Source organism: Micromonospora marina, from assembly GCF_900091565.1.
Lineage (GTDB): Bacteria > Actinomycetota > Actinomycetes > Mycobacteriales > Micromonosporaceae > Micromonospora > Micromonospora marina.
Window position 1 is genome coordinate 302468 of the sequence record NZ_FMCV01000001.1, and the last position, 25364, is coordinate 327831.

At 74.2% G+C, this 25364-nt stretch carries 25 protein-coding genes and 1 pseudogene; 7 read left to right on the forward strand and 19 right to left on the reverse strand.

The genetic code is table 11. The features are described 5' to 3' along the window. Positions 1–16: 16 nt before the first annotated feature. From GA0070215_RS01365 to tsaB, 6 genes and pseudogenes are all read right to left on the reverse strand, one after another. Positions 17–1765, reverse strand: a complete 1749-nt coding sequence (locus tag GA0070215_RS01365; RefSeq protein ID WP_091041065.1) for an ABC transporter ATP-binding protein — start codon at positions 1763–1765, stop codon at positions 17–19. Beyond that, positions 1762–3467, reverse strand: a pseudogene (locus tag GA0070215_RS01370) (ABC transporter ATP-binding protein). Before GA0070215_RS01370 ends, GA0070215_RS01365 begins: the two are co-directional and overlap by 4 nt. 69 nt (positions 3468–3536) lie before the next feature. Further along, complete coding sequence (locus tag GA0070215_RS01375; RefSeq protein WP_026267691.1) at positions 3537–3791, reverse strand: hypothetical protein; 255 nt, start codon at positions 3789–3791, stop codon at positions 3537–3539. A gap of 17 nt (positions 3792–3808) precedes the next feature. After that, entirely contained in the window at positions 3809–4855 is a 1047-nt protein-coding gene (gene tsaD, locus GA0070215_RS01380) for a tRNA (adenosine(37)-N6)-threonylcarbamoyltransferase complex transferase subunit TsaD (RefSeq protein WP_018784616.1), read from the reverse strand. A gap of 5 nt (positions 4856–4860) precedes the next feature. Next, a complete protein-coding gene (gene rimI, locus GA0070215_RS01385; protein WP_018784615.1) occupies positions 4861–5304 on the reverse strand; it encodes a ribosomal protein S18-alanine N-acetyltransferase in 444 nt (147 codons plus the stop codon). Then, entirely contained in the window at positions 5301–5978 is a 678-nt protein-coding gene (gene tsaB / locus GA0070215_RS01390; RefSeq protein WP_091041068.1) for a tRNA (adenosine(37)-N6)-threonylcarbamoyltransferase complex dimerization subunit type 1 TsaB, read from the reverse strand. The genes rimI and tsaB overlap by 4 nt, the downstream gene beginning before the upstream one ends. A 173-nt stretch (positions 5979–6151) precedes the next feature. Here tsaB and GA0070215_RS01395 point away from each other — a divergent pair, with 173 nt between their 5' ends. Further along, positions 6152–6877 (forward strand): helix-turn-helix transcriptional regulator, encoded by a 726-nt coding sequence (locus tag GA0070215_RS01395; RefSeq protein ID WP_091041070.1) that lies wholly within the window; start codon positions 6152–6154, stop codon positions 6875–6877. Here the strand turns inward: GA0070215_RS01395 and ung are convergent. The 5 genes from ung to GA0070215_RS01420 form a co-directional block, all read right to left on the reverse strand. Continuing rightward, the gene (ung, locus tag GA0070215_RS01400) at positions 6866–7567 is read right to left on the reverse strand and encodes a uracil-DNA glycosylase (protein WP_018784612.1); all 702 of its coding nucleotides are present in this window, start codon (positions 7565–7567) and stop codon (positions 6866–6868) included. The genes GA0070215_RS01395 and ung overlap by 12 nt on opposite strands. Before the next feature lie 53 nt (positions 7568–7620). Next, complete coding sequence (gene tsaE, locus GA0070215_RS01405; RefSeq protein WP_091041073.1) at positions 7621–8103, reverse strand: tRNA (adenosine(37)-N6)-threonylcarbamoyltransferase complex ATPase subunit type 1 TsaE; 483 nt, start codon at positions 8101–8103, stop codon at positions 7621–7623. Continuing rightward, the gene (locus tag GA0070215_RS01410) at positions 8100–9185 is read right to left on the reverse strand and encodes an alpha/beta fold hydrolase (protein WP_018784610.1); all 1086 of its coding nucleotides are present in this window, start codon (positions 9183–9185) and stop codon (positions 8100–8102) included. The genes tsaE and GA0070215_RS01410 overlap by 4 nt, the downstream gene beginning before the upstream one ends. After that, complete coding sequence (gene alr, locus GA0070215_RS01415) at positions 9182–10300, reverse strand: alanine racemase (protein WP_018784609.1); 1119 nt, start codon at positions 10298–10300, stop codon at positions 9182–9184. Before alr ends, GA0070215_RS01410 begins: the two co-directional genes overlap by 4 nt. 81 nt (positions 10301–10381) lie before the next feature. After that, complete coding sequence (locus GA0070215_RS01420; protein WP_091041076.1) at positions 10382–11851, reverse strand: NAD(P)H-hydrate dehydratase; 1470 nt, start codon at positions 11849–11851, stop codon at positions 10382–10384. Between the two features lie 216 nt (positions 11852–12067). Here GA0070215_RS01420 and GA0070215_RS01425 point away from each other — a divergent pair, with 216 nt between their 5' ends. Together GA0070215_RS01425 and GA0070215_RS01430 are read left to right on the forward strand one after the other, a co-directional pair. After that, a complete protein-coding gene (locus GA0070215_RS01425) occupies positions 12068–12370 on the forward strand; it encodes a type VII secretion target (protein ID WP_018784607.1) in 303 nt (100 codons plus the stop codon). A gap of 74 nt (positions 12371–12444) precedes the next feature. Continuing rightward, positions 12445–14037 carry an alpha/beta hydrolase gene (locus GA0070215_RS01430; protein WP_208600258.1) on the forward strand — a complete coding sequence of 531 codons (1593 nt, stop codon included), beginning with the start codon at positions 12445–12447 and terminating at the stop codon, positions 14035–14037. Positions 14038–14159: 122 nt separating this feature from the next. Here GA0070215_RS01430 and glmS read toward each other — a convergent pair whose 3' ends face one another. Next, a complete protein-coding gene (glmS, locus tag GA0070215_RS01435) occupies positions 14160–16073 on the reverse strand; it encodes a glutamine--fructose-6-phosphate transaminase (isomerizing) (RefSeq protein WP_026267690.1) in 1914 nt (637 codons plus the stop codon). Between the two features lie 243 nt (positions 16074–16316). Between glmS and GA0070215_RS01440 the strand changes: the two genes are divergently transcribed. Together GA0070215_RS01440 and GA0070215_RS01445 are read left to right on the forward strand one after the other, a co-directional pair. Then, positions 16317–17309 (forward strand): MmpS family transport accessory protein, encoded by a 993-nt coding sequence (locus GA0070215_RS01440; protein ID WP_091041079.1) that lies wholly within the window; start codon positions 16317–16319, stop codon positions 17307–17309. Between the two features lie 31 nt (positions 17310–17340). Then, the gene (locus GA0070215_RS01445) at positions 17341–18528 is read left to right on the forward strand and encodes a pyridoxal phosphate-dependent aminotransferase (RefSeq protein ID WP_091041082.1); all 1188 of its coding nucleotides are present in this window, start codon (positions 17341–17343) and stop codon (positions 18526–18528) included. A 150-nt stretch (positions 18529–18678) separates the two neighbouring features. Here the strand turns inward: GA0070215_RS01445 and glmM are convergent, their stop codons facing one another. The 6 genes from glmM to GA0070215_RS01480 all read right to left on the reverse strand — a co-directional run bounded on the left by glmM (position 18679) and on the right by GA0070215_RS01480 (position 23321). Then, a complete protein-coding gene (gene glmM / locus GA0070215_RS01455; RefSeq protein ID WP_091041088.1) occupies positions 18679–20034 on the reverse strand; it encodes a phosphoglucosamine mutase in 1356 nt (451 codons plus the stop codon). Positions 20035–20150: 116 nt separating this feature from the next. Next, positions 20151–20615, reverse strand: a complete 465-nt coding sequence (gene rpsI / locus GA0070215_RS01460) for a 30S ribosomal protein S9 (RefSeq protein WP_018784602.1) — start codon at positions 20613–20615, stop codon at positions 20151–20153. 20 nt (positions 20616–20635) lie between these two features. Further along, positions 20636–21079 carry a 50S ribosomal protein L13 gene (gene rplM / locus GA0070215_RS01465; protein ID WP_018784601.1) on the reverse strand — a complete coding sequence of 148 codons (444 nt, stop codon included), beginning with the start codon at positions 21077–21079 and terminating at the stop codon, positions 20636–20638. A 209-nt stretch (positions 21080–21288) separates the two neighbouring features. Continuing rightward, positions 21289–22656, reverse strand: coding sequence for an MFS transporter (locus tag GA0070215_RS01470; protein ID WP_091041091.1), 1368 nt, complete (start codon positions 22654–22656; stop codon positions 21289–21291). Between the two features lie 124 nt (positions 22657–22780). Continuing rightward, on the reverse strand, positions 22781–23074 hold the full coding sequence (locus GA0070215_RS01475; protein WP_018784599.1) for a type II toxin-antitoxin system PemK/MazF family toxin: 294 nt from the start codon (positions 23072–23074) through the stop codon (positions 22781–22783). After that, on the reverse strand, positions 23064–23321 hold the full coding sequence (locus tag GA0070215_RS01480) for a DUF6364 family protein (protein ID WP_018784598.1): 258 nt from the start codon (positions 23319–23321) through the stop codon (positions 23064–23066). The genes GA0070215_RS01475 and GA0070215_RS01480 overlap by 11 nt, the downstream gene beginning before the upstream one ends. 175 nt (positions 23322–23496) lie before the next feature. Between GA0070215_RS01480 and GA0070215_RS01485 the strand changes: the two genes are divergently transcribed. Together GA0070215_RS01485 and GA0070215_RS01490 are read left to right on the forward strand one after the other, a co-directional pair. Continuing rightward, positions 23497–23964, forward strand: a complete 468-nt coding sequence (locus GA0070215_RS01485) for a helix-turn-helix domain-containing protein (protein ID WP_018784597.1) — start codon at positions 23497–23499, stop codon at positions 23962–23964. Between the two features lie 40 nt (positions 23965–24004). Next, positions 24005–24604: a PIN domain-containing protein gene (locus tag GA0070215_RS01490; RefSeq protein WP_091041094.1), complete on the forward strand. Its 600-nt coding sequence runs from the start codon at positions 24005–24007 to the stop codon at positions 24602–24604. Here the strand turns inward: GA0070215_RS01490 and GA0070215_RS01495 are convergent. Continuing rightward, complete coding sequence (locus GA0070215_RS01495; protein WP_244166826.1) at positions 24577–25302, reverse strand: class I SAM-dependent methyltransferase; 726 nt, start codon at positions 25300–25302, stop codon at positions 24577–24579. The genes GA0070215_RS01490 and GA0070215_RS01495 overlap by 28 nt on opposite strands. Positions 25303–25364 lie beyond the last annotated feature (62 nt).

Consider the following 25364-nt stretch of genomic DNA (forward strand, 5'->3'; position numbering starts at 1 on the left):
AGCCCGTCGCGTGTCCTCAGCCGTGCCAGGAACGCCACAGCGCGGCGTACGAGCCACCGGCCGCGACCAGTTCGTCGTGTGATCCCAGTTCGGTGATCCGGCCGTCGTCGACCACCGCCACGCGGTCCGCGTCGTGCGCGGAGAAGAGCCGGTGCGCGATGGCGATGACGGTACGGCCGTGCAGCACCGCCGCCAGCGACCGTTCCAGGGCCCGGGCGGCCCGCGGGTCGATCAGCGAGGTGGCCTCGTCCAGCACCAGCGTGTGCGGGTCGGCGAGCACCAGCCGGGCCAGCGCGACCTGCTGCGCCTGCGCCGGGGTGAGCGGGTGGCCGCCCGCGCCGACCGGTGTGTCGAGCCCGTCCGGCAGGGCCAGCGCCCAGTCCAGCGCGTCGACGGCGGACAGCGCCGCGCGTACCCGCGCCGGGTCGGCGTCCGGCCGGACCATTGCCACGTTGTCGGCGAGCGTGCCGATGAACACGTGGTGCTCCTGACTGACGAGCGCGACATGGGTACGCAGCTCGGCCAGGGGCATCCCGGCGAGTGGACGGCCGTCCACTGTCACCTCCCCGGCGCTCGGCGCGTGCACGCCGGCCAGCAGCCGGCCCAGCGTCGACTTGCCCGCCCCGGACGGGCCGACCATCGCGAGCCGCTCCCCCGGCCGGGGTTCCAGCGTCACGCCGTGCAGCACGTCGTGTCCCGGGCGGTACGCGTACCGGACGTCGTGCGCGGCGAGCCGGCCCGCGCCGCCGGGCCGGGCCGGCGCGGGGGATGCCGGGGCGCGCTCGTCCGGCTCGGCGGCCACCCCGAGCAGCCGGGCCAGCGACGCGCCGCCGACCTGGAACTCGTCCAGCCAGCCGAGCAGCCGCTCGATCGGGTCGGTGAGCTGCTGGGCGTAGAGCGTGGCGGCGGTGACCTGGCCGAGGCTGGCCCAGCCCTTCAGGTGGAACCAGCCGCCGATGAGCAGGGTCGCCACCATCGGCACCAGGTAGCCGAACTCGGCCACCGGCCAGAACACGGTCCGCAGGTGGAGCGTGTAACGCTCGGCCGCGTACGACCGGCGGATGTCCGCGTCGCCGCGGGCCCGGCGGCGGGCCTCCTGACGCAGTGCCTCGGTGGTCCGCGCCCCGTCGACCGTCTCGCTGATCCCGTCGGTGATGTCCGAGTAGGCGGCGTTCTCCCGCAGGTAGCCCTGCGGCGCGCGGCGCAGGTACCAGCGCGTGCCGGCCCACAGCACCGGCACCGCCAGGAGGCTGGGCAGCGCCAGCAGCGGGCCGGTCAGCACCAGCGCGCCGACGATCAGCAGCACGGTCAGCGCCGCGATGAGCGTCTCCGGCCCGGCGAACCGGACCGTGCGGGACAGCGCGGCGACGTCCCGCGAGGTGCGGGTGAGCAGGTCACCGGTGCCGGCCCGCTCGACCGTGGCCAGCGGCAGCGCGAGCACCCGGTCGACGAACTCCTCCCGCAACTCGGCGAGCACCCGCTCACCGAGCCGGGCCGAGGCCAGATGCGCGAAGCGGACCAGCACGGCCTGCACCACCACGAACGCGGCGATGGCCGCCACGACCCGGTCCACTGTCGTCTCGGCGATGCCCTGGGAGATCCCCTCCACCAGGTCACCGAGCAGGCGCGGGGCGACGAGCCCGGCGCCCGCGGCGAGCGCGTGCAGGCCGAGCGCGGCGGCCAGGCCACGCGGGTGCCGGCGGATCAGCTCCCGCACGTACCGGCGGACCTGGGCGACGTCGGCGACGGGCAGCGCGTTGCTCATCGGTCCTCCTCCCGGCTCACCGTGGCGGCGTAGCGCGGCTCACCGGCGAGCAGTTCCTCGTGCCGGCCCTCGGCGACGACCTTGCCGTCCTCCACGAAGACCACGTGGTCGGCGTGGCCGAGCACCAGCGGGCTCGTGGTGCAGACGAGCGTGGTGCGTCCGTGACGGGCCGGGCCGAGCCGTTCGGCGATGCGGGCCTCGGTGTGCGCGTCCACCGCGCTGGTCGGCTCGACCAGGATCAACGTCTCCGGGTCGGCGACGAGCGCGCGGGCCAGCCGCAGCCGTTGCCGCTGCCCGCCGGAGAACTCCCGGCCGCGTTCGGCGACCTCGCCGTCCAGGCCGCCGGGCAGCGCCTCGACGATGTCGGTGGCGCTCGCCGCCGCCAGCGCCGCCGCCACCGCGCCGGGCTCGGCCCGGTCGTGCGGGTCCAGCTCCGTGCGCAGCACGCCGCTGAACAGCTGCGCGTCGTTGTCGGCCACCAGGATCCGCTCCCGCACCGTCGCCAGCGCCACGTCCCGCAGCGGTACGCCGTGCAGCGTGACGTCCCCGTCGGCGTACCGGCCGAGCCGGTCGGCGATCTCGGTGGCGTCCTGCGGGGTGGCGGCGGCGAGCGCGGTGAGCCGTCCCGGTCGCAGCACCAGCCCGGACCGGACGTCCGCCAGCTCACCCGGTCCGGCCGGCACCGGGACCGGGGTGGCCGGGTCGGTGAACTCCGGCGCGAGCCGCAGCAACCGGACCACCCGGCGGGCCGCGACGTGTCCCCGGGTCAGCTTGTCGGCCGCCTCGGTGAGGTTGCGCAGCGGGCTCACCAGGAACGCGGTGTAGCCGTAGAACGACACCAGCTCACCGGCGCTGATCTCGCCGCGCAGCGCGTACCGGGCGCCCAGCCAGGTCACCAGCACCACGAAGACGCCGGGCAGCAGGATCTGCGCGGCCTGCAACAGCGACTCGACCCGGGCCACCCGCAGTCCGTCCGAGCGCAACGCCTGCGACCGTTGCCGGTAGCGCTCCGACAGCACCGGCTCGCCGCCGACTCCGCGCAGTACGCGCAGACCGGAGACGATGTCCGCGGCGCGGGCGGTGAGCCGGCCGGTCGAGTCCCGGTACGCGGCCTGCTGCCGGTGCAGCGGGCGGATCAGCAACGCCACGAGCGCCATCAGCAGCGGCACCCCGAGCACCACCACCAGGCCGAGCGGCTGGGAGGCGCTGAGCAGGATCACCGCGACGGTGACGATGCCGACCACCGAGCCGGCGCCCCGCGCGGTGATGTCGACGGCGCTGCCGATGTGCTCGATGTCGGCGGTGCCGATGCTCACCACCTCACCCGCCGCGACCCGCCGGGGCAGCGCCGCGCCGAGCCGGTTGGTGGCGTCCACCGTCACCTGCACGGTGCGGTAGGCGGCGCCGAGCCAGTTGTGCACCGCGCAGCGGTGGCGCAGGATCCCGGCGACGGCCTGCACCAGGCCCAGCCCGAGCAGGGCCAGGCTCCAGCGGACCAGCGCGTCCGGGTCGCGTTGGGCCAGGCCGGCCTCCACGGCGCGGCCGAGCACGGCCGGCACCAGCGCCTGGGCCAGCATCCAGAGCACGCCGAGTGCGAGACCGGCGCCGAAGATGACGGGGTGCCGCCCGGCGAGCCACACGAGGTACCGGGTGGCCGACCGCGCGTCGGGGTGCCGGGATCGCCGGCCGGTGAGAAGCGCATGACCCACCGACGCTAGGTGCCGGGCGACCCGGGCGCCAACCAATTCCGGCCGTCGTGACGGCCGTCGCGTCAGCGGTCGACCTGGGTGAAGTCCCAGCTGTGCGGCGGGCGGGCGATCAGGCGGGCCGGCGGCTCGGGCAGCTCCCGAGGGGTGTTACGCCACTTGGAGACGACCACGAGCCGGTGGTCGGTGGAGGAGAACACCTCGCTGGAGACGTGCATCGGGTCGTGCTCGAACTCGGGCAGCGCGGTCTCGCAGACCCAGGTGATCAGGTCGGCGAAGCCGTACGGCTCGGCCTTTGCCTCCCACATGCGGACGATCATGTCGGTCCCCTCCCCGCTCACACGCTGACCACTGTCAGCGGCATCGCCGAGTCGGCCGGCAGGTCCAGCCGGCTCGGCGCGACGCCCGCGGCCACCAGGTGGGAGCCGAGCGCGGCCACCATCGCGCCGTTGTCGGTGCAGAGCTTCGGCCGGGGCGTACGCACCCGGATGCCGTGCCTGCCGGCCCGCTGCTCGGCCATCGCCCGCAGTCGCGAGTTGGCCGCCACCCCGCCGCCGATCACCAGCGTGTCGATGCCGCTGCTGCGGCACGCGTCGATCGCCTTGCCGACGAGCACGTCGCAGACCGCCTCCTGGAAGGACGCGGCCACGTCGGCGACCGGCACCGGCTCACCGGCCCGCTGCCGCGCCTCCACCCAGCGGGCAACAGCCGTCTTCAGGCCGGAGAAGGAGAAGTCGTACCGGTGCCCGACCAGGTCCTTCGCGGCGGTCAGCCCGCGCGGGAAGGCGATCGAAGCCGGGTCACCGGCGCGCGCCTCGCGGTCGATGTACGGCCCACCGGGGAACGGCAGCCCGAGCAGGCGGGCCACCTTGTCGAACGCCTCCCCGGCTGCGTCGTCGATGGTGGCGCCGAGCGGAACCACGTCGCGGGCCAGGTCGTCGACGCGCAGCAGCGAGGAGTGCCCGCCGGAGACCAGCAGCGCGACAACGGGCTCGGGCAGCGGGCCGTGTTCGAGCGTGTCCACCGCGACGTGCGCGGCGAGGTGGTTCACGCCGTACACCGGCTTCTCCGCCGCCACCGCGTACCCCTTGGCGGCGGCGACCCCGACGAGCAGCGCGCCGGCCAGGCCCGGCCCGGAGGTCACGGCGATGGCGTCGATGTCGGCGATGGTGACGCCTGCCTCGCGCAGCGCCCGGTCCATGGTCGGCACGATGGCCTCCAGGTGGGCGCGGCTGGCCACCTCGGGCACCACGCCACCGAACCGGGCGTGCTCCTCGACGCTGGAGGCGAGCGCGTCGGCGAGCAGCGTGTGCCCGCGCACGATGCCCACGCCGGTCTCGTCGCAGGAGGTCTCGATGCCGAGGATCAGGGGTTCGTCAGCCATGCGCGTCAGTCCTCGTTGCGCTGCATGACCAGCGCGTCGGTGTTGCTCGGTTGGTAGTAGCCGCGCCGTACGCCGATCGGCTCGAAGCCGTAGCCGGCGTAGAGCCGTTGCGCGGGCGCGTTGTCCGCGGCGACCTCCAGCAGCGTGCTGCGGGCGCCGCGCCGGGCCGCCTCGGCGAGCAGCGCCTCCAGCAGCAGGCGGCCGATCCCCCGGCGCTGGGCGTCCCGGCGGACCGCGACGTTCTGCACCCACGCCTCGTCGGGCGGGGACACGGCCAGCCCGGCGTAGCCGAGCAGGCTGCCGTCGTCGTCGGTGGCGACCAGGTAGAAGTGCCCGTTGGCGAGTTCGTTCCAGAACATGGCCGCCGACCACTGCTCGGCGCCGAACAGGTCCGCCTCGACGGGCAGCACCTCGTCGATGTGCCACCAGCGGAACCGGCCCAGCCTCATGGCAGGACCGGCTTGTGGCCGGTGGCCGCGACCGCGTCCGGGCGACGCAGGTAGAGCGGGGTGAGCGTCTCACCGGGCGCGCCCGCGCGGATCCGCGGCGCGGCGAGACGGGCCAGCGCCAGCGGGTCCGGGTAACGCGGCTCGTCGCGTACCGGCAGCCCCAGCACGTCCGCGTACCGATGTGCGCCATCACCGGCCGCGACGGTGACCGCCAGGCCGCGCGCCCGTTCCGCGACCACCGCCGGGGCCGCCACCTGCGGCCCGGCCAGGCGCCGGCCGGCGCCGTCGTAGACGGCCCAGTAGATCTCCCGGCGCCGCGCGTCGCTCGCGGCCAGCACCGGCTCGCCGGCGGCCGCCGGGTGGCCGATCCCGTCCAGCGAGCAGACACCGTACGTGGGTGCGCCCAGCACCTGACCCATGGCGGCGGCGGTGACCAGCCCGACGCGCAGCCCGGTGAACGGGCCCGGGCCGAGGCCGGCGACGATCGCGGCCAGGTCGGCGGGCCGCGCGCCGGAGTCCGCCAGCACGGCGTCGACCTGCGGCGCGAGCAGCTCGCCGTGGGCGCGGGCGTCGACAGTGCACCGGGACGCGCGGAGCGCGACGCCGTCCGCCGAGACCTCGGCCAGGGCCGCGGTCACCGCGGGCGTCGAGGAGTCCACCACGAGTACGAGCACGGTAAGCCAGCCTAGCCGCCTGCTCCGCCCGCCCCGGGCACGCCCTCGCCGCACGCCCGGTCACGGTGCGTAGCGCCCGGATCAAAGAGAGAAGCGGTGCGAGCCTTATGCCTCTGGGTCATGAATATGACTCAGAGGCATAAGGCTCGGAAGAGGACTGCCATTCTCCGGGGATGACGGAGAGTCGCCTCGTTCGAGAGGTCGCCCGCACCCTGCGGCGTGAACGCGAACAAGCAGGGCTCACCCAGCAGGCGCTGGCCGGGCGGGCCGGGATCAGTCAGGCCGCCATCGCCCGGATCGAGCGCGGCGACCGGCTGCCCAGCCTGACCACCGCGGAACGCCTGCTGGCCGCGCTCGGGCGGCAACTGCGAATCGAGGTCGAGCCGCTGGACAGCCACCTGGACGCGGCGCTGGACGAGCTGGCCGGGACCGCGCCGACCGAGCGGATCGAGCATCTCGGGCTGGACCGGATCATCGACGCCCTCGGCGACCTGCCATACGTGCTGTCGGGCGGCACGGCGGCCCTGTTGCAGGGCGCGTCACTGCCGGTGGACGCGGTCGAGATCGCGGTGCGGTGGCGGGACTCCGCCCGGTTCAGCGCGTTCCTCGATCGGGCTTACGCACAGCGCTGGAACGCCAGATGGCAGGAGTGGGGCGGCATCCACACCGAGCCCGAGGAGCCGGGCGAGCACCGCTGGCGGACCCGCTACGGCGAGCTGCGGGCCCGGATGTGCGACGAACTGCCCGCGCCCGTCGAGGTCCGCCTCGGTGAACGTGTGTATCCGGTCGAGCCGCTGGTCGAGGTGGAGGTGACCGACCGGCGCGCGGCCGAACTGCTGTCCCGGTACCGCCGACGCCTCGCCGCGGCGGGCGAGGCGCCGGACGGGTCAGCCGGCTGAGCGTTCCCAGTCGACGGTGGGCAGCCCCGCGTCGGCCAGCGCCTTGTTGGCCGCGCTGAACGGGCGGCTGCCGAGGAAGCCGCGCGGGTTCATCGGGCTCGGGTGCCCGGCCTCCAGAACCACGTGCTGCGGGTTGGTCACCAGCGCCGCCTTCTTACGGGCGTAGCCGCCCCACAGCAGGAAGACCACGCGCTTGTCGAGCGCGTCGAGTGCCCGGATGGTGGCGTCGGTGAACTCCTCCCAGCCCCGGTTCGCGTGCGAGCCGGGCGTGGCCTGCCGCACCGTCAGCACCGAGTTGAGCAGCAGAACACCCTGCGCGGCCCAGCCGTCGAGGTTGCCGCTGCGCGGCTTCGGCACGCCCAGATCCTCGCCCAGCTCCTTGAAGACGTTGCGCAGCGACGGCGGCACCGCCACCCCCTCACGCACGCTGAAGCTCAGCCCGTGCGCCTGACCCGCCTTGTGGTACGGATCCTGCCCGAGGATCAGCACCCTGGTGTCGGCCGGCCCGCACAGCCGGTACGCGGAGAACAGGTCCTCCAGCGGCGGGAAGACGGTGGCGGTCGCGTACTCCCGGGCGACGAACTCGGCCAGCGCCGCGGTGCGGGCCGGGTCCAGGTGGGGGGCGAGCGCCTCCCGCCACGGCTCGGGCAGGAGTGCCATCAGGTCGAGGGCGGGGGCGTCGTCGGGCATCGGCAACCTTTCGCAGTCGTCCCCGGGACTCTAGGCAGCGGGTACGACAGCGCTCAGCCGAGGGTGGCCAGCCGGGCGGCCCAGTCGCCGCCGACCGGTTCCAGCGTGACCGCCCGGGTGTCGTCGTCGCGGCGGTCGATGCGTACCCGCAGATGCGCGTCGGCCAGCTGCTCGACCATCCCCTCGCCCCACTCCACCACGGTGACCGCCTCGTCCACCGAGGCGTCCAGGTCGAGGTCGTCGATCTCCGCACGCGGGTCGGCGGCCTCACCCAGGCGGTACGCGTCGGCGTGCACGAGCGTCACCCGGCCACCCCGCGCCGGGTCGGGCCGGTGCACCCGGGCGATGACGAAGGTGGGTGAGGTGATGTCCCCGCGTACGCCGAGGCCGGCGCCGATGCCCTGGGTCAGCGCCGTCTTGCCGGCCCCGAGCGGGCCGCTGAGCAGCAGCAGATCGCCCGCGCGCAGCACCCCGGCCAGCCGCCGCCCGAACTCGTGGGTGTCCTCGACGGTCTTCAGCTCCACGACCACCGTCATAGCGAGTCCAGGAACCTCTCCAGCGCCACGTTCACCTCGTCGGCGTGCTCCAGCATCACCACGTGCCCACTGTCGTGGATCTTCACGAACTCGGCGTGCGGCAGCCGGCGGACGATCTCCTCGGAGTGCGTCACCGGCGTGATCATGTCCTTGTCCCCCACGATCACCAGCACCGGCGTGCCCGCCAGCGCGGCCAGCGCCGGGAACCGGGAGTGGGTGGCGATCGTGCGCAGGTAGCGGGTGACCGTGTCGGCCGAGGTGCGCGAGTTCATCATCTCGACGTACGACACCAGGGCCGGGCTCGGCTTCGAGGTGCCGAAGCCGTACTTGCGGGTGAGCAGCCAGGCCACGTTCGAGGTCGACCGTCGCGCCCGGTCGATCACGGTGCCGCCGTACCGGGTGGCGTTGCTCATCATGTAGAGCACCGGCGAGCCGACGCGGCCGAGCAGCGCGGGTGCCACCAGCTTGGTCTCCGCCGCCAGACCGCCCGAGGTGGCCATCAGCACGGTGCCGACCACCCGGTCGCCGAACATCTCCGGGTACAGCTCGGCCAACGCCATGATCGTCATGCCGCCCATGGAGTGCCCGACCAGCACCAGCGGGCCGTCCGGGGCCACCTCGTCGAGCACCCGGCGCAGCGTGTGGCCCAGCGCGGTCAGGTCGTACTCACCGCTCTCCAGCCGGCCGGAGCGGCCGTGCCCCGGCTGGTCGTACGCCACCACCCGGTGGTCGCCGCGCTCGGCGAGCCGCTTGCGCTGGAAGTGGAACGTGCCCATGTCCAGGCAGAAGCCGTGCACCAGCACCACCGTCGGGTGCCCGGTCACCGGACGGGTCGGTTCGACCACCTCCACGTGGATGTCGGTGCCGTCCGGCATCTCCAGCCGGTACGTCTCGTCGCTGCGCTGCTCGCCGAAGACCTCGTCGGCGTACCGGTCGGCGGGGTCGTTCCTGAGCCGGCGGACCAGCACCCGCTCGCTGACCACGCCCGCCGCGAGCCCGGCGGCGGCCACACCGACGGCGGCGCCGACCAGCCCGGCCACCTTGCCGGCGGCGGTACGCGGTCGCGGCAACCGGACACTCATGCGCGCTCACCGTCGTAGACGCGGGGCACGCGCACGCCGCCGAAGCGGGTCACGATCTCGTAGTTGATGGTGCCGACCGCCTCGGCCCAGTCGTCGGCGGTGGGCTCGCCGTCCGCGCCGCCGCCGAACAGCGTCACCACGTCGCCGGCGGCCACCTCGTCGTCGCCGCAGTCGACCACGAACTGGTCCATGCAGACCCGGCCGGAGATGGTCCGGCGCTTGCCGGCGAGATGCACCGGCCCGGTGTTCGAGGCGTGCCGGGGCACCCCGTCGGCATAGCCGAGCGGCACCACCGCGAGGTTGGACTCCTGCTCGGTCAGGTAGGTGTGCCCGTAGGAGACGCCGGTGCCGGCCGCGACGCGCTTGGTGAGCATCACCCGGGCGCGGGCGGTCATGGCGGGTCGCAGACCGAACTGCTCGCCCGCCACCGGCGACAGGCCGTACACGGCGATGCCGGGGCGGACCAGGTCGAAGTGGGTGTCCGGCCGGGTGAGCGTGGCGGCCGAGTTGGCCAGGTGCCGGTAGCGCGGACGCAGCCCGGCGCGCGTCACCATCTCCAGCCCTTCCCGGAACACGGCGAGCTGGCGGTCGGTGGTGGGGTGGCCGGGCGAGTCCGCGTACACGAAGTGGCTCCACACGCCGACCACCTCGACCAGGCCGTCGGCCTGGGCCTTCGCGGCGGCCTCCAGCAGCGCCGGCCAGTCGGCGACGGTGGCGCCGCCCCGGGACAACCCGGTGTCGATCTTGAGGTGCAGCCGGGCCGGGCGGTCCGCCCGGCGGCTCGCAAGGGTCATCTCGTCGAGCTGGGCGAGGCTGGCGCAGCCGAGGTCGACGCCGACGGTGATCCCGTCGTGCAGTGGCAGGCCGGGGTCGAGCAGCCAGGCCAGCACCGGCGCGGTGATCCCCGCCTCGCGCAACCGCAGCGCCTCGTCAAGCGTGCAGACGCCGAGCTGGTCCGCCCCCGCGTCGAGCGCCGCGCGGGCGGCATGCGCCATGCCGTGGCCGTACCCGTCGGCCTTGACCACCGCCATCAGCTCGGCGCTGGTGCCGGCCCTGAGTCGGGTCACGTTCTCCCGGATCGCGTCCAGGTCGACGCGCACCTCCGACTGCCACATGTCCCCAGCCTACTTCCGTCAGTGATCATCAGCGCCGTGAGCCGGGCGGGCGGTGCCCGCCGCCACCCGCCGCCGGCCGGATCAGGCCAGCCGGGCCAGTACCGGACGCAACGCCGCGGCCACGTCGGGCGCGGTCACCGGTCCGCCGCGCGCCGCCTCCCGGCCGGCCAGCCCGTGCAGGTACGCCGCCGCAGCCGCCGCCCGTTCCGGCGCGAGCCCGGCGGCGAGCAGCGAGCCGAGCAACCCGGCCAGCACGTCGCCGGTGCCACCGGTGGCGAGCACCGGGGTGCCGGTCGGGTTCACGTACGCGCGGCCGTCGGGCGTGCCGACGACCGTCCGGTCGCCCTTGAGCAGCACCACAGCGTTCATCCAGGCGGCCAGCCGCAGCGCGGCGGCGACCCGGTCCTCCCCCGGCATCTCGCCGCAGAGCCGGGCGTACTCCCGGTCGTGCGGCGTCACCACGATCGGCGCGTCCCGGCCGCGCAGCCGGTCGGCCAGCTTGCCGTCGACGAGCAGCGTCAGGGCGTCCGCGTCGAGTACCACCGGCACCGGCGCGGCGAGCACCGCGCGCAGCTCGGCGGCGGACTCCTCGCCGGTGCCGAGCCCGGAGCCGCAGACCCACGCCTGCACCCGCCCCGCGTCGGCGACCCGGCCGGTGGCGATCACCGACGGGTGCTGGTGCAGCACCTCGTCCTTGGCGCTTCCGGCGTAGCGGACCAGGCCGGTGGGACCGGCGAGCGCCCCGGCGACCGAGAGCACGGCGGCCCCCGGGTACGTGGCCGAGCCGGTGGCCACCCCGACCACGCCCCGGGCGTACTTCTCCGACGACGCGCCCAGCGCCGGCCACCAGTCGGCCACGTCCGTCCGCTCGATCACCTGGAGCGCGGGCGTGCCGCGCAGCCACGGCGCCAGCCCGATGTCGACCAGTTCGACCTCGCCGGCCAGTTCGGCGGCCGGACCGACGACAAGTGCGGGCTTGAGCGCGCCGAAGGCGACAGTCACGTCGGCGCGCACCGCCCGGGGCCGCCCGGCGTCGGTGAGCGGGACGTGACCGGTGTCGACGGCGACGCCGCTGGGCACGTCGACAGCGACCACGGTGGCGGGCGTGCCGTCGCGCCCGCGCTGCCCGGTCAGGCTCGCGGCCAGCTGCTCGGCCGTCTCCCGGAGCCCTCCGGTGCCGCCGATGCCCACGATGCCGTCGAGCACCAGGTCGACCACCGCGGGCGGCCGGTCGGCGACCCGCCCACCGGCGGCGCGCAGGGCGGCCAGGCTCTCGGCGTGCGCCCGGCCCGGCGTGAGCAGCAGCGCGGTCACCGCCGCGCCCCGGCGGGCCAGGTGCGCGGCCGCGAACAGGGCGTCGCCGCCGTTGTCGCCGGACCCGGCGAGCACCAGCACCCGGGCGCCGTAGACGCCGCCCCGGCCGGCGAGCAGCAACGCGCAGCGGCGGGCCAGCCCGGCGGCGGCCCGCTGCATGAGCGCACCGGCCGGAAGGGTGGCCATCAGGCCCGCTTCCGCCGCGCGGACGTCGGCGACCCGCCACACCTGTTTCATGCCACCCCACCCCGCTCGTCGCGCCGGCTCAGCATCCACTTCGCGGCTCCCCCGATCACGGCCTCACCCTACCGGCGGTACACGCCCGGGACCGGCTCGCAGACAGTCCCTGTGGACAACCCGGCACGTTGTCCACAGGGGTCGGCGGCCGCCGTCGGGTACCGCCTAGCGTCCCGGTTCCGGGGCCGGCCGGTGGCGCCGGGCGAGGGAGGGCACATGGTGGAGAGACCGTTCGACGTCGACCCGGAGCTGCTGCGATCGGTGGCGCGCGAGCTGGCCGACGACGCGTACCGGCTGGCCTGCGGGCCGGGCGCGGCACCGGAGTCGTTGCTGGTGGCGGCGCCGGACGGCTGGCGGTCCGCGGTGGCGCTGGCCGACCTGGAGTCGGCCGTGCGGCGCTGGTCCGGCGCGCTCGGTGCCCGGGTGGCCGACACCGCGCAGGCGTTGCGCCACGGGGCGGACGGCTACGAGGCGGTGGACGAACGCGCCGCCCGCCGCCTCACCGGGGTACTCCGGTGAGCAGCGGTGCCCCCGGGCAGCCCGTGCCAGGCCCCGGAGGGCCCGGCGGGCGGTCCGGCGGCGGCCCCGCGGACGTGCCGGTCGGCTACGCGCAGCTCTGGCGGGCCGATCCGGGCGCCTGGCCGGCCGCCGGTACGGCGTGGCGGGGCCTCGCCGGGCCGGTACGGCAGCGCGCCGACGCGCTGACCGCCCGGATCGGCGGGCTCCGGCCCGGGTGGTCGGGCGCGGCCTCGACTGCCGCCCGGCGGCGCATCGAGGACCTGCGCACCGACCTCACCGACGTGCTGCCCGCGCTGGTCGAGGTCGACCAGGTGCTCGCCGAGTTCGGCGCCCGGCTGGGCACGGCGAAGGCCCGGCTCGGTGCCGAGGTGGCCCGCGCCGAGTCCGGTGGCCTGCTCGTCGACCGCACCGGCGCGGTCCGGCCCGACCCGGCGCGGCCGGTGGCGCAGACCGGACCGGCGGTGGTCCAGGCGCACGCCGCGATCCAGGGCGCGCTGACGCTCGCCGGTGCCGCCGACCGGGAGGCGGCCGGAAGGCTGGCGGAGCTGACCACCGCTGCGGTACGCGGCTGGGTGAGCGTCCCGCCCGCGTGGCGGCCCGGGGCCGGCGCCGGACCGGCCGAGGTGAGCCGCTGGTGGGCCGGACTGAACGCGGCCGAACGGCGCTGGCTGGTGGGACGGGAACCGGGCCGGATCGGACGCCTCGACGGGCTTCCGGCCGCCGCCCGGGACCAGGCGAACCGGCTGCTGCTCGGCGACCGGCGGGAGCAGTTGCTCGCGCGGCGGCTCGCGCTGCTGCACCCGCTTCCGGCCGGGCCGCTGGAGGCGTCCCGGCGGGTCCGGCTCGCCGCCGTCGAGGCGGCGTTGCGCGGGCTGGACGGGCTCGGCGATCGGCTGGCCGCGGGCGGGGCGCCCCGGGCGTACCTGCTGGGGCTGGACCCGGCCGGCGACGGCCGCGCGGTGGTGGCGCTCGGCAACCCGGACCGCGCCGCCTCGGTGCTCACCTACGTCCCGGGCATGACCTCGGATCTCGCCGACGCGCCGGCCGAGCTGGGCCGGGCGGCGCGGGTGTGGCAGCGGTGCGCGGCGCTCGGGCCGGGCGAGGAGACGGCGGCGGTGCTCTGGCTGGACTACGACGCGCCCGACTTCCTCACCGAGGCGGCCGGCACCCGGCAGGCCGCGGACGCGGGCCCGGCACTGCACCGGTTCCAGGACGGGCTGCGGGCCGCGCACGAGGGCCCACCGGCCCGGCAGACCGTGCTCGGGCACAGCTACGGCTCGCTCGTGGTCGGCACCGCCGCGCGCGACCACGGGCTGGGCGCCGATGCGCTGGTCTTCGTCGGCTCGCCGGGGGTGGGCGTGGACCACGCCGCCGACCTGCGCATGCCCGCCGGTCAGGTCTGGTCGTCGACCGCGCCGGACGACGTGATCCGGCTGGCCCGGCCGCCGGACGAGCTGGCCCGCCGCGCCCTGCTCGCGGGTACGCCGCTCGGTCCGGCGCTCGCCGTGCTCGACCCGCACGGCGAGCGGCTCTGGTTCGGCGCCGACCCGAGCGCGCCGGGCTTCGGCGGGAGGCGCTTCCCGAGCGCTCCGCACGGCCACACCGGCTACTGGGATCCCGGCAACCCGGCGCTGGACGGCATGGCGCGGATCGTGCTGGGCCGATGACCCGCCACCCGTGGCCTTCCGGCGGCCGGCCACGCCCGTCCGGCGGTCGCCCGCGAGGCGGGCCGGAGACGACGCGGTCCCTCCGCCCGGTGGACGGGCGGAGGGACCGTGGACGGGATCCGCTACTCGACGGTGACCGACTTGGCCAGGTTCCGGGGCTGGTCGACGTCGTGTCCGCGGGCGGCGGCGATCTCCGCGGCCAGCACCTGCAACGGCACTGTGGTCACCAGCGGCGCCAGCAGCGTCGGCGTACGCGGCACGTAGATCAGATGGTCGGCGTAGCGGACCACCGCCTGGTCGCCCTCCTCGGCGATCACGATGGTGCGGGCGCCGCGGGCGCGGACCTCCTGGATGTTGGAGACGACCTTGTCGTGCAGCATGCCCCGGCCCACCGGGGAGGGCACGATGCAGATCACCGGGGTGCCCTGGTCGATCAGCGAGATCGGGCCGTGCTTCAGCTCGCCGGCGGCGAAGCCCTCGGCGTGCATGTACGCCAGCTCCTTGAGCTTCAGCGCACCCTCCAGCGCCACCGGGTAGCCCACGTGCCGGCCGATGAACAGCACCGTCGGCTCGGACTTCAGCTCGCGGCCCAGCTCACGGACCGGCTCGATCCGGTCCAGCAGCTCCCGCAGCTTGCCCGGCATCTCCTGGAGCTGGGCCACCACCGCGCCCACCTCGTCGGCGAACTTGATGCCGCGCACCTGGGCCAGGTGCAGGCCGATCAGGTAGCAGGCGACGACCTGGGTGAGGAACGCCTTGGTGGAGGCGACAGCGATCTCCGGGCCGCCGTGGGTGTAGAGCACCGCGTCGGACTCACGCGGGATGGTCGAGCCGTTGGTGTTGCAGATCGCCAGCACGCGGGCCTTTTGCTCCTTGGCGTGGCGCAGCGCCATCAGCGTGTCCATGGTCTCGCCGGACTGCGAGATCACCACGATCAGCGTGGACCGGTCCAGCACCGGGTCGCGGTAGCGGAACTCACTGGCCAGCTCCACCTCGCAGGGGATGCGGGTCCAGTGTTCGATGGCGTACTTGGCGACCAGGCCGGCGTGGTACGAGGTGCCGCAGGCGACGATGAAGATCTTGTCGACGTCGCGCAGGTCCTGCTCGCTGAGGCGGACCTCGTCGAGGGCGATCTCGCCGGTCTCGGTGAGCCGGCCCAGCAGCGTGTCGGCGATGGCCTGCGGCTGCTCCTCGATCTCCTTGAGCATGAACCAGTCGTAGCCGCCCTTCTCGGCGGCCGACGAGTCCCAGTCGATGTGGAAGTCGGTGCCGCTCGCCGGCTGACCGTGGAAGTCGGTGATGTCGATGCTGTCCGGGGTGATCAGGACGATCTGGTCCTGCCCCAGCTCGACCGCGTCCCGGGTGTGCTCGATGAACGCGGCGACGTCGCTGGCCAGGTAGTTCTCGCCGTCGCCCCGGCCGACCACCAGCGGCGAGTTGCGCCGGGCGCCGACCACCGCGCCGGGGATGCCGGCGTCGACGGCGAGCAGCGTGAACGCGCCCTCCAGGCGGGCGCAGACCACGCGCATGGCGGCGGCGAGGAGCTGCGGGCTGTCGGTCTCACCGGCCGAGCGCAGGTCGGCCAGCGCGCGCGCGATCAGATGCGCCGCGCACTCGGTGTCGGTGTCGCTGGCGAACTCGACGCCCTCGTCCTCCAGTTCGGCGCGCAGCTTCGCGAAGTTCTCGATGATGCCGTTGTGGATCACCGCGACGCGGCCGTCCGGGGAGAGGTGCGGGTGGGCGTTGCGGTCGGTCGGGCCGCCGTGCGTGGCCCACCGGGTGTGGCCGATGCCGGTGGTGCCGTCGCCGATGCCGATCGGGCTGGCGGCGCAGTCGTCGGGGTTGTCGGCCGCCCGCTCGGAGAGGACCTTCTCCAGGTTCGCGAGCTTGCCGGCCTTCTTCTCGGTCAGCAGCTCGTCCTCGCAGACCACGGCGACACCGGCCGAGTCGTAGCCGCGGTATTCGAGACGCCGCAGTCCGTCAAGCACGATGCCGAGTGCCGGGCGCGCACCGGCGTAACCCACGATTCCACACATGGTCCGCAGCCTAGCCGAGTTTCGCTCATCGCGCGTGCTCGGAAAGCCGGTTAACGATCACTGAATTTGAGCGAACCGAGCACGTACGTCGTTCCGCCCGTCCGGACCGGTTCGGGACGCGGCACGCGGACCGCCGGCCGGGACCGCGCAGCCGACCACCACCGCCTACATTGAGGCCGGGTGCCGTCCCCCCGGGCCCACCGTTCCGCGGTCGTCCGCGCCGTACCCCTGTGAGCTGACCTGATGTCCGAGACGACCCCCGCCCCCGAACCGGCCGCCGGACCGAGCGACCCGACCGCCGCGCCGGCCACGCCGCAGCCCTCGTCCTGGACGCCGCCGGACCCGCTGGCCGCACCGCAGCCGTGGACGCCTCCCGCGCCCTGGTCGCCGCCCCCGGCTCCGAGCCCGTGGGCGGCGGCCGGCCCGGTGAGCGCGTCCGGAGCCGACCCGGCCGCGTCCCCGAGCGGCACCGGCCGGGCGGTGGGCGAACCGGGCTGGGCAGCTCCGGCCGACCCGGTCGCCATGCCGCGCCCGGCCGTCCCACCGGTTCCCGGCGATCCCCAGGCGTCCGGGCTCCCAGGCGCGGCCGGGCGGCCGTCCCAGCCCGGCGCCCCGGGCCACCCGGCACCGCCCGGCTGGGGGCCGGGCGCCTACCCGCCCGGCCCCTACCAGGCCGGGTCGTACCCGCCCGGCCCGCACCCGCCCGGGCCCTACCCGCCGCCGTACGCGTATCCGGGCATGCCGGCACAGCGCGGCGGCAACGGCTGGGTGGCCGGCCTGGTGATCGGCATCGTCACCGTGCTGGCGCTCATCGTCTGCGGCTGCGTCGGGCTGTCCTTCCTCGGCCGGGCCATGGACGGCGGGAGCGCTTCCGGCGAGCGGTACGACGACCCGTTCTACGGCGAACCCGACGGATGGGCCGACGAGCCCACCCCTCCCCCGGCCACGCCGGCCACGACCCCCTCGGGCGGCCCGGGCCGGTTCACCGTCCTGTACGAGGTGACCGGCTCCGAGGGCGAGGCTGAGGTGCAGTTCTACGACGCGAACGGCGACTTCCACCTGCTCGACTCCGTCGACTCGCCCTGGCGGCTGAGATTCACCACAAGCGACCGTGAGCGGGTCCAGATCGTCACAAGCGCCGGACGCGCCGGCCAAGTGACCTGCCGGATAACCATCGACGGCAAGGTCGTCGCCCAGAACTCGGGAAGATGGGGTGTGGCCTGCTTCGGCTGGTGAGCGGTCGGCGGCGGGCCGTAGGCTGGCCGCCGTGACGACGACCGATCCCCTGGTGGCCCGGATGCGGCCGTTCGGCACCACCGTCTTCGCCGAGATGTCCGCGCTCGCAGTGCGCACCGGAGCGGTCAACCTCGGGCAGGGCTTCCCGGACACCGACGGCCCGCCGGAGATGCTCGCCGCCGCCGCCGAGGCGCTGCGTACCGGCCACAACCAGTACCCGCCCGGTCCGGGGATCCCCGCGCTGCGCGCCGCCGTCGCCGACCACCAGCGCCGGTTCTGGGGGCTGGAGTACGACCCGGACGGCGAGATCGTGGTGACCGCCGGGGCGACCGAGGCGGTCGCGGCGAGCATCCTCGCACTCTGCGAGCCGGGTGACGAGGTGATCTGCTTCGAGCCGTACTACGACTCGTACGCCGCCTCGGTCGCGCTCGCCGGTGCGGTCCGCCGTCCGGTGACGCTGCGGCCCGGCCCCGACGGCCGGTACGCGTTCGACCCGGACGAGCTGCGCGCCGCGTTCGGGCCACGTACCCGGCTGGTGCTGCTGAACTCGCCGCACAACCCGACCGGCAAGGTCTTCACCGCCGACGAGCTGACGACGGTGGCCGAGCTGTGCCGGGCACACGACGTGTACGCGGTCACCGACGAGGTCTACGAGCATCTGGTGTTCACCGACGCCGCCGCGCCGCACGTACCGCTGGCCACGCTGCCCGGCATGCGGGAGCGGACGCTGCGCATCTCGTCGGCCGGGAAGACGTTCTCCTGCACCGGCTGGAAGGTCGGCTGGGTGAGCGGTCCGGCACCGCTGGTGGCGGCGGTGCTGCGGGTGAAACAGTTCCTGACGTTCGTCAACGCCGGGCCGCTGCAACCGGCGGTGGCGGTGGCGCTCGGGCTGCCGGACGCGTACTTCACCGGCTTCCGGGACGACATGCAACGCCGCCGGGACCAGCTCGCCGCCGGCCTGGCCGACGCCGGCTTCGGCGTGCTCGCGCCGGAGGGCACCTACTTCGTCACCGCCGACGTCACGCCGCTGGGTGGCCGGGACGGGGTGGAGTTCTGCCGGGCGCTGCCGGAGCGCTGCGGTGTGGTGGCGGTGCCCACGCAGGTGTTCTACGACGACGTGGAGGCCGGCCGCCGGCTGGTCCGGTTCGCGTTCTGCAAGCGATCCGAGGTGCTGGCCGAAGCGGTGACCCGGCTGCGCCGGCTCCAGGAGAAGGGATGAGCGACGGGCAGGTCACGCGGCTGCGCCGGTTCGCCGCCCAGCGCGGCTGCGACACGATGCTCTCCGGCGTACGCCCGGCCTCCGTCCGGGAGCAGCTCGCCGCACTCGATCAGGTGGCCGGCGGGCCGCCGGACCAGGCGGCCGGTCCGGTCAGGCGGCCGGGCTGGCGGTGCGGACCTGCTCGGCGATGCGCTCGGCGACCTCGCGCGCGGTGGTCTCGGTGGCCGCCTCGACCATGACCCGCACCAGCGGCTCGGTGCCGGAGGGCCGCAGCAGCACCCGGCCGGTCTCGCCCAGTTCCGCCTCGGCGCGCTCGACCTCGGCGCGGACGGCGGGTGCGGCGGCGCCGACGGTACGGTCCCCGACCGGCACGTTGATCAGCACCTGGGGCAGCTTGGTGACCACGGCGGCCAGCTCGGCCAGCGAGGTGCCGGTGGCGGCCATCCGCGCCATCAGGTGCAGGCCGGTCAGCACGCCGTCGCCGGTGGTGGCGTAGGCGGGCAGCACGATGTGTCCGCTCTGCTCTCCGCCGAGCGCCAGACCGGAGGCGCGCAGTTCCTCCAGCACGTACCGGTCGCCGACCTTGGTCTCGACCAGCCGGATGCCGTGCTCGGACATGGCCAGCCGGAGACCGAGGTTGCTCATCACGGTGGCGACCAGGGTGTCCTGGGTCAGCTCGCCGGCGTCCCGCATGGCCAGCGCGAGGATCGCCATGACCTGGTCGCCGTCGACCTCGTCGCCGTCGGCGGTGACCGCGACACAGCGGTCGGCGTCGCCGTCGTGGGCGATGCCGAGGTGGGCGCCGTGCTCGACCACGGCGGCGCGCAGCGCGTCGATGTGGTTGGAGCCGCACTCGTCGTTGATGTTGAGCCCGTCCGGCTCGGCGTGGATGGCGACCACCTCGGCGCCTGCTTCCCGGTAGGCGACCGGGGCGACGTCGGCCGCCGCGCCGTTGGCGCAGTCGACGACGACCTTGATCCCGTCGAGGCGGTGCGGCACGGTGCCGACCAGGTGCTGGACGTAGTGGTCGGCGCCGTCGAGCAGGTCGTGTACCCGGCCCACGCCGGCGCCGATCGGGCGCTTCCAGGCGGTGGTGGCGTTGGCCTTCACCGCCTCCTCGATCCGCATCTCGATCTCGTCGGGCAGCTTGTGCCCGCCGGCGGCGAACAGCTTGATGCCGTTGTCAGGCATCGGGTTGTGCGAGGCGGAGAGCATCACGCCCAGGTCGGCCTTGGCCTCGGCGGTGAGGAACGCCACCGCCGGGGTGGGCAGCACGCCGACCCGGACCACGTTGGCGCCGGCGCTGGTGAGCCCGGCGACCACCGCCGCCTCCAGCATCTCGCCGCTGGCCCGGGTGTCCCGGCCGACCACCGCGAGCGGCGGATGGCTCTTGTCGGTCTCGGCCAGCGTGTGGGCCGCGGCCACCGCGACCGCCAGCGCCAACTCCGGGGTGAGATCCGCGTTCGCCCGCCCGCGTACGCCGTCCGTGCCGAACAACCGGCCCATACCCGCCAACCTCCGTGGAACTGCCGATAAGGAGAGAAACGCGGAACGGCCGGTCCGCCTCCCGGCGAGGGGAAGCGGACCGGCCGTCCGTCAGAAGTACAAGGCGCCTGTGGTGATCAGCGCTTCGAGTACTGGGGAGCCTTGCGGGCCTTCTTGAGGCCGTACTTCTTGCTCTCCTTGACCCGGGCGTCACGGGTCAGGAAGCCGGCCTTCTTCAGGGCCGGGCGGTCGTCGGGCTCGCTGACGATCAGCGCCCGGGCGATGGCGAGCCGCAGCGCGCCGGCCTGGCCGGTGGTGCCGCCGCCACGCAGGTTGGCGATCACGTCGAACGCCTCGGGCTTCTCGGCGGTGACCAGCGGGTCCTTGATGAGCTGCTGGTGCACCTTGCTCGGGAAGTAGGCCTCGAGGTCGCGGCCGTTGCAGGTGATCTTGCCGGTGCCCGGCACGATCCGGACCCGGACGATGGCTTCCTTGCGCCGACCCACGGTCTGGATCGGGCGGTCACCACGGGGCGCGCGCGCGACGGGCGCCGGCGCCTCGGTGGCCTCGGGGGCGACCTCGGTGGCGGTGATGTCGGTCATGCTGCTTCCTTCGCCCGCGCTCACTGCGCGATCTGCTTGATCTCGAACGGCACCGGCTGCTGCGCGGTGTGCGGGTGCTCGGCACCGGCGTAGACCTTCAGCTTCTTGAGAATCTGGCGGCCCAGCTTGTTGTGCGGGAGCATGCCCTTCACGGCCAGCTCGATGGCCCGCTCGGGCCGCTTGGTCAGCAGCTCGTCGTAGCCGACCCGCTTCAGGCCACCCGGGTAACCGGAGTGGCGGTAAGCGACCTTCGTCTGACGCTTGTTGCCGGTCAGCGCGACCTTGCCCGCGTTCACGATGACGACGAAGTCGCCCGTGTCGACGTGCGGCGCGAAAGTCGGCTTGTGCTTGCCACGCAGGAGCGTGGCGGCGTGGGTCGCCAGGCGGCCCAGCACGACATCAGAGGCGTCGATGACGTGCCACTGACGCTCGATCTCACCCGGCTTCGGGCTGTACGTACGCACAGGTCTACCTTGTCTCGTCGTCGGTCTGGGGTCGCGCGCCGAGGTGACCGGGAGTACCCAGCCGGACCAGCGCGCACGAACGACCAAGCGTACCTGATGCGGCACGCCTAAGAATGTCGTACAACAGCAGGCAACGATACCCGGCCGCCCGGCGGCAGGTCAAAACGGGGTCGCACCGCGCGTGGCCTGCGGGTTCGTCATGGCACAGGTCACACGTTGGTCAGCGTACGCGGCCCGGGGCGCAGGTAGACCACCCAGGTCACCAGGAAGCAGAGCGCGTACCAGCCGATGAAGGCCAGGTAGGCGGCGTCGGCGGTGCCGGAGGTCAGGAACGACTGCCGGAACGCCACGTTCACCAGCACGCCGCCGGAGGCGCCGACCGCCCCGGCGATGCCGATCACCGCCCCGGACAGCCGCCGGGCCCGCCGCTGCGCCGCCTCCGGATCGCCGGTCAGCTCGCCCTCCGCGACGGCCCGGGCCCGGAAGATCGCCGGGATCATCTTGTACGTCGAGCCGTTGCCGATGCCGGAGAAGACGAACAGCGCCAGGAACCCGGCCAGGTAGAGCGGGAACGACCGGTCCCGGGCGGCGTACAGCACCAGCCCGGCCCCGGCGGCCATCGCCACGAAGTTCCAGAACGTGACCCGGGCGCCGCCCAGCCGGTCGGCGAGCTGGCCGCCCACGGGCCGGATCAGCGACCCGATCAGCGGGCCGAGGAAGGTCAGCCAGGCGGCGTCGACGGGCGTCGGGAACCGCTCGTGGAACTGGAGCTGGAGCACCTGGCCGAAGGCGAACCCGAAGCCGATGAACGAGCCGAACGTGCCCACGTAGAGCAGCGACATCACCCAGGTGTGCGGGTCGCGGGCGGCCGCGCGCAGCGCGCCGGGCTCGTTGCGCGCCCCCGGCACGTTGTCCAGCCACCGGGCCGCGGCCAGCGCGGCCAGCACGATCAGCGGCAGGTAGACCGCCGGCACCAACCGGGGGTACGCGGCGCCGGCGGTCGCCAGCACCGCCAGCCCCACGAGTTGCACGGCCGGTACGCCCAGGTTGCCGCCGCCGGCGTTGAGCCCGAGTGCTCGGCCCTTGAGCCGCTCCGGGAAGAACAGGTTGATGTTCGCCATCGACGAGGCGAAGTTGCCGCCGCCGACGCCGGACAGGCAGGCCAGCACCATCAGCGTGGCGTACGACACCCCGGGTTCGATCAGCACTGCCATCGGCACCGCCGGCACGAGCAGCAGCAGGGCGCTCACGATGGTCCAGTTCCGGCCGCCGAACCGGGCCACGGCCAGCGTGTACGGCAGCCGCAGCACCGCGCCCAGCGCGGCCGGCACGGCGGTGAGCAGGAACTTCCCGGCCGGGTCGATGCCGTACTCGGGGCCCAGGAACAGCACCGTCACCGACCAGAGGCTCCACACGGAGAAGCCGACATGTTCGGCGAAGATCGAGACGTACAGGTTGCGCCGGGCCACCCGGGCGCCGCCGGCCGCCCAGAACGCCGGGTCCTCCGGCCGCCATTCGGTGAGCCGGCCGGCGGTGGGGGCCGGCGGCGTGGTCGGTGCGGAAGCGAGCGTGCTCACTGACGGACTCCTCCTCGTCGATGACGAGGGCGACGCTCTCAGCCGGTGGTTTCCCCGGCGTGCCCCGCGCGCGTCGGCCCGGCAACGGAGATCGCACGTCCGCCGGACGGCGCCGGTGAGGTGCTCACAGCTCCTGGAGGATCCGCAGCGCCCGGCCGACCCGCTGCATGGTCTCGGTGTCGGCCACGTCCACGCACTCGGTGAACCATTTCTTCATCGGTGCGGAGATCCGGTCGGGCATCACCACGTACGGGCCCATCGGCACGGCGAGCGGCGAGTCGCGCAGCAGCGTCTCCTCGACCACCTCGGCCACGATCACGATGGGCACCGCCGTGGCGTTGTAGACGTCGGAGCTGATCACCAGGCCGAGCCGTTCCCGGGCGCCGGAGATGCGCCAGACCTCACCCCTACGCAGCACGCGGACGCCCGCCGAACAGGGCGTCGTCGACGAGCGCGGCCTCCTGGGCGTCGGCCACGGCGGCGGTTTCCAGGTCCAGGCCGGCGCGGCCGACCGCGTCGGCGTGCGCGGTGAAGACCTCCCGCAGCGCCTTCTCCCGGGCGGCCTGGTCCATCCAGGCGGAGAGGGAGAGCCCTTCCCGCTTGGCGAACCGACGCGCCTCCTCGATCGTCTCGTCGGAGAACGACAACGTCACCTTGGCGGTCATGCCGGGAAGACTACCCATCGGTGTGACCGCCAGTCATCCTCGTCCCCGCCGATCGGGGATTGGGACACCATCAGGTGAAACAACCGAAGCTGGTTGCGGATATTGCACTTGGAAGGGACCATGGGATGAGTCCGGACGGTCAGGACGCGAGCCGCATCTGCCACAGGGAGCCGCCATGAGCCTCAGCACCGGCATGGCCGCCTCGGTCATGCCCACCGATGGAGCGGAGCGCCAGAAGGCAGCCGCCATGGAGGAGTTCCTCGTGCGGCACCCCCTTGACGCAGGCGAGGGGGTAGCCCGCCTCGTCTCGGCGGACGGCGAAGAGGTCGAGGTTCCCGCCCAGATGTTCGACGTCCTCCATCAGATCTCGGCGATGCTCGCCCGCGGCGACGGCGTCGCGATCAGCGCCGTCTCCCGCGAACTGACGACGACCGAGGCGGCGAAGCTGCTGGGCATGTCCCGCCCCACACTCGTGCGCCTTCTGGAGAGCGGGGCGATCGCGTCCCACCGCGTCGGGAGCCACCGGCGCCTCTTCCTCCGCGACGTCCTCGCATTCCGGCAACGGCAGATGGAGGAGCGACGGAAGTCGTACGAGGCCCTGATGTGGGAGTCCGACGCGCTGGGCTTCACCGACGACGTGTAGTTCCCGGACCGGCCACGGGGCGCTGGGTAGGGTGTCCACTGTGATCCCCAGCGCCGCCCTGGTGTTCCTGGACGCGAACGTTCTCTATTCCAGGACCCTTCGCGACTGGATCAGCCTTCTCGCGCTCGAAGGCGACTGCGCCGTCTTCGATCTGCGGTACAGCGAGGACGTCCTGGCGGAATGGATGTACCGCCTGCGCCGCAAGCGGCCCGAGCATTCCGAGCAGGCGATCGGCGGGCAGCGGCGACGCTTCGTCCAGGCGTTCCCGTACGGCCTCGTCACCGGCTGTTCGCCGAACGACGTGCCGTGCCCGCCGGACCCGGACGACCGGCACGTGCTGGCCGCCGCCGTCCACGGGCGCGCCGACATCCTGGTGACCGACGACCGGCGCGCCTTTCCGCCGGAATGCGTACGGGAATCACTGTCGGTCTTGACCGCCGACGAGTTCCTCAACTGGGTGGCCGACCATTCGACGCCGCTGGTCCTGCAGACGATGGCGCGGCAGATCGACTACTACCGGCGCAGCCTGGTCGCCGAGGACAAGAACCTGGTCGAACTGATCGCCCACCTACGGAAGGCCGGCGCACCCCGTTTCGCCGAGCGGCTCGAGAATCATCTCGCCGGTCCCCCCGGCCGCTGACCGCCGAAGACCGCGAAGCGCCATTCCTTGAAGAAGCAGTCCACGTCCACCAGGCCCGCCTCGGCCAGCCACCGGCACTGCTCGGCCACCGTCGCCGGCCGGTCGTGCCGCATCCGCTCCCGCGCGGCGGCGATCTCCTCGGCGTCGGAGCCCAGCTCGGTGATCCGGGCCGTCCACACCTCGTCGTAGCGGCGGTCCAGCGCGGAGGTCGGCCCGGCGACCTGCTCGGCGTTGACGAACACCCCGCCGGGGACGAGCGCGTCAGCGGCCCGCCGGTACAGCGCCCGCTTGCCGGAGTCGTCGAGGTGGTGGACGGCCAGCGCGGAGACCACCGCGTCGTAGCGGCCGGCGGGCAGCGGGCCGGCCAGGTCGGCGTGGACCGTGCGGTGCGGCACGCCACGGGCGTCCAGGTGCGCGGCGGCCACCGCGAGCATGCCGGGGGCGCCGTCCACGAGCGTCAGGCGGACCCCGGGGACGGCCGCGGCCAGCAGCAGGGACAGCAGGCCGGTGCCCGCGCCGAGGTCCAGCACCTCGGGGGTACGCCCGGCGGTGAGCGCGGCGCGCAGCGGGGGTGCGGCCACCTCGACAGCGGTGCCGTAGAAGGCGTCGAAGCAGGGCACGAGTCGGCGCCGGGCCTGGTCGTAGCTGCCGGCCACCGCGTCGAACGCGTCCGCCACGCTCATCATTGCTCCCGTCATTTGAGACAAGCTTCCCACATTGCAAACCCCGCGGAGAACGACGTCACCCACGTGCGGTGTGA

Bases quoted from the DNA above. Each gene is read 5' to 3' on its own strand.
- tsaE (WP_091041073.1), bottom strand. From the start codon at position 8,103: ATGACGGTGGTCGTGGAGCTGAAGACCGTCGAGGACACCCACGAGTTC.
- alr (WP_018784609.1), bottom strand. From the start codon at position 10,300: ATGTGGCAGTCGGAGGTGCGCGTCGACCTGGACGCGATCCGGGAGAAC.
- GA0070215_RS01375 (WP_026267691.1), bottom strand. From the start codon at position 3,791: ATGATCGTCCGCATGTGGGAGGCAAAGGCCGAGCCGTACGGCTTCGCC.
- GA0070215_RS01480 (WP_018784598.1), bottom strand. From the start codon at position 23,321: ATGACCGCCAAGGTGACGTTGTCGTTCTCCGACGAGACGATCGAGGAG.
- rimI (WP_018784615.1), bottom strand. From the start codon at position 5,304: ATGAGGCTGGGCCGGTTCCGCTGGTGGCACATCGACGAGGTGCTGCCC.
- glmM (WP_091041088.1), bottom strand. From the start codon at position 20,034: ATGGGCCGGTTGTTCGGCACGGACGGCGTACGCGGGCGGGCGAACGCG.
- rpsI (WP_018784602.1), bottom strand. From the start codon at position 20,615: ATGACCGACATCACCGCCACCGAGGTCGCCCCCGAGGCCACCGAGGCG.
- tsaD (WP_018784616.1), bottom strand. From the start codon at position 4,855: ATGGCTGACGAACCCCTGATCCTCGGCATCGAGACCTCCTGCGACGAG.
- GA0070215_RS01410 (WP_018784610.1), bottom strand. From the start codon at position 9,185: ATGAGTGTCCGGTTGCCGCGACCGCGTACCGCCGCCGGCAAGGTGGCC.
- GA0070215_RS01425 (WP_018784607.1), top strand. From the start codon at position 12,068: ATGGTGGAGAGACCGTTCGACGTCGACCCGGAGCTGCTGCGATCGGTG.
- glmS (WP_026267690.1), bottom strand. From the start codon at position 16,073: ATGTGTGGAATCGTGGGTTACGCCGGTGCGCGCCCGGCACTCGGCATC.
- GA0070215_RS01420 (WP_091041076.1), bottom strand. From the start codon at position 11,851: ATGAAACAGGTGTGGCGGGTCGCCGACGTCCGCGCGGCGGAAGCGGGC.
- GA0070215_RS01495 (WP_244166826.1), bottom strand. From the start codon at position 25,302: ATGACGGGAGCAATGATGAGCGTGGCGGACGCGTTCGACGCGGTGGCC.
- GA0070215_RS01485 (WP_018784597.1), top strand. From the start codon at position 23,497: ATGAGCCTCAGCACCGGCATGGCCGCCTCGGTCATGCCCACCGATGGA.
- GA0070215_RS01395 (WP_091041070.1), top strand. From the start codon at position 6,152: ATGACGGAGAGTCGCCTCGTTCGAGAGGTCGCCCGCACCCTGCGGCGT.
- ung (WP_018784612.1), bottom strand. From the start codon at position 7,567: ATGCCCGACGACGCCCCCGCCCTCGACCTGATGGCACTCCTGCCCGAG.
- GA0070215_RS01365 (WP_091041065.1), bottom strand. From the start codon at position 1,765: ATGAGCAACGCGCTGCCCGTCGCCGACGTCGCCCAGGTCCGCCGGTAC.
- GA0070215_RS01440 (WP_091041079.1), top strand. From the start codon at position 16,317: ATGTCCGAGACGACCCCCGCCCCCGAACCGGCCGCCGGACCGAGCGAC.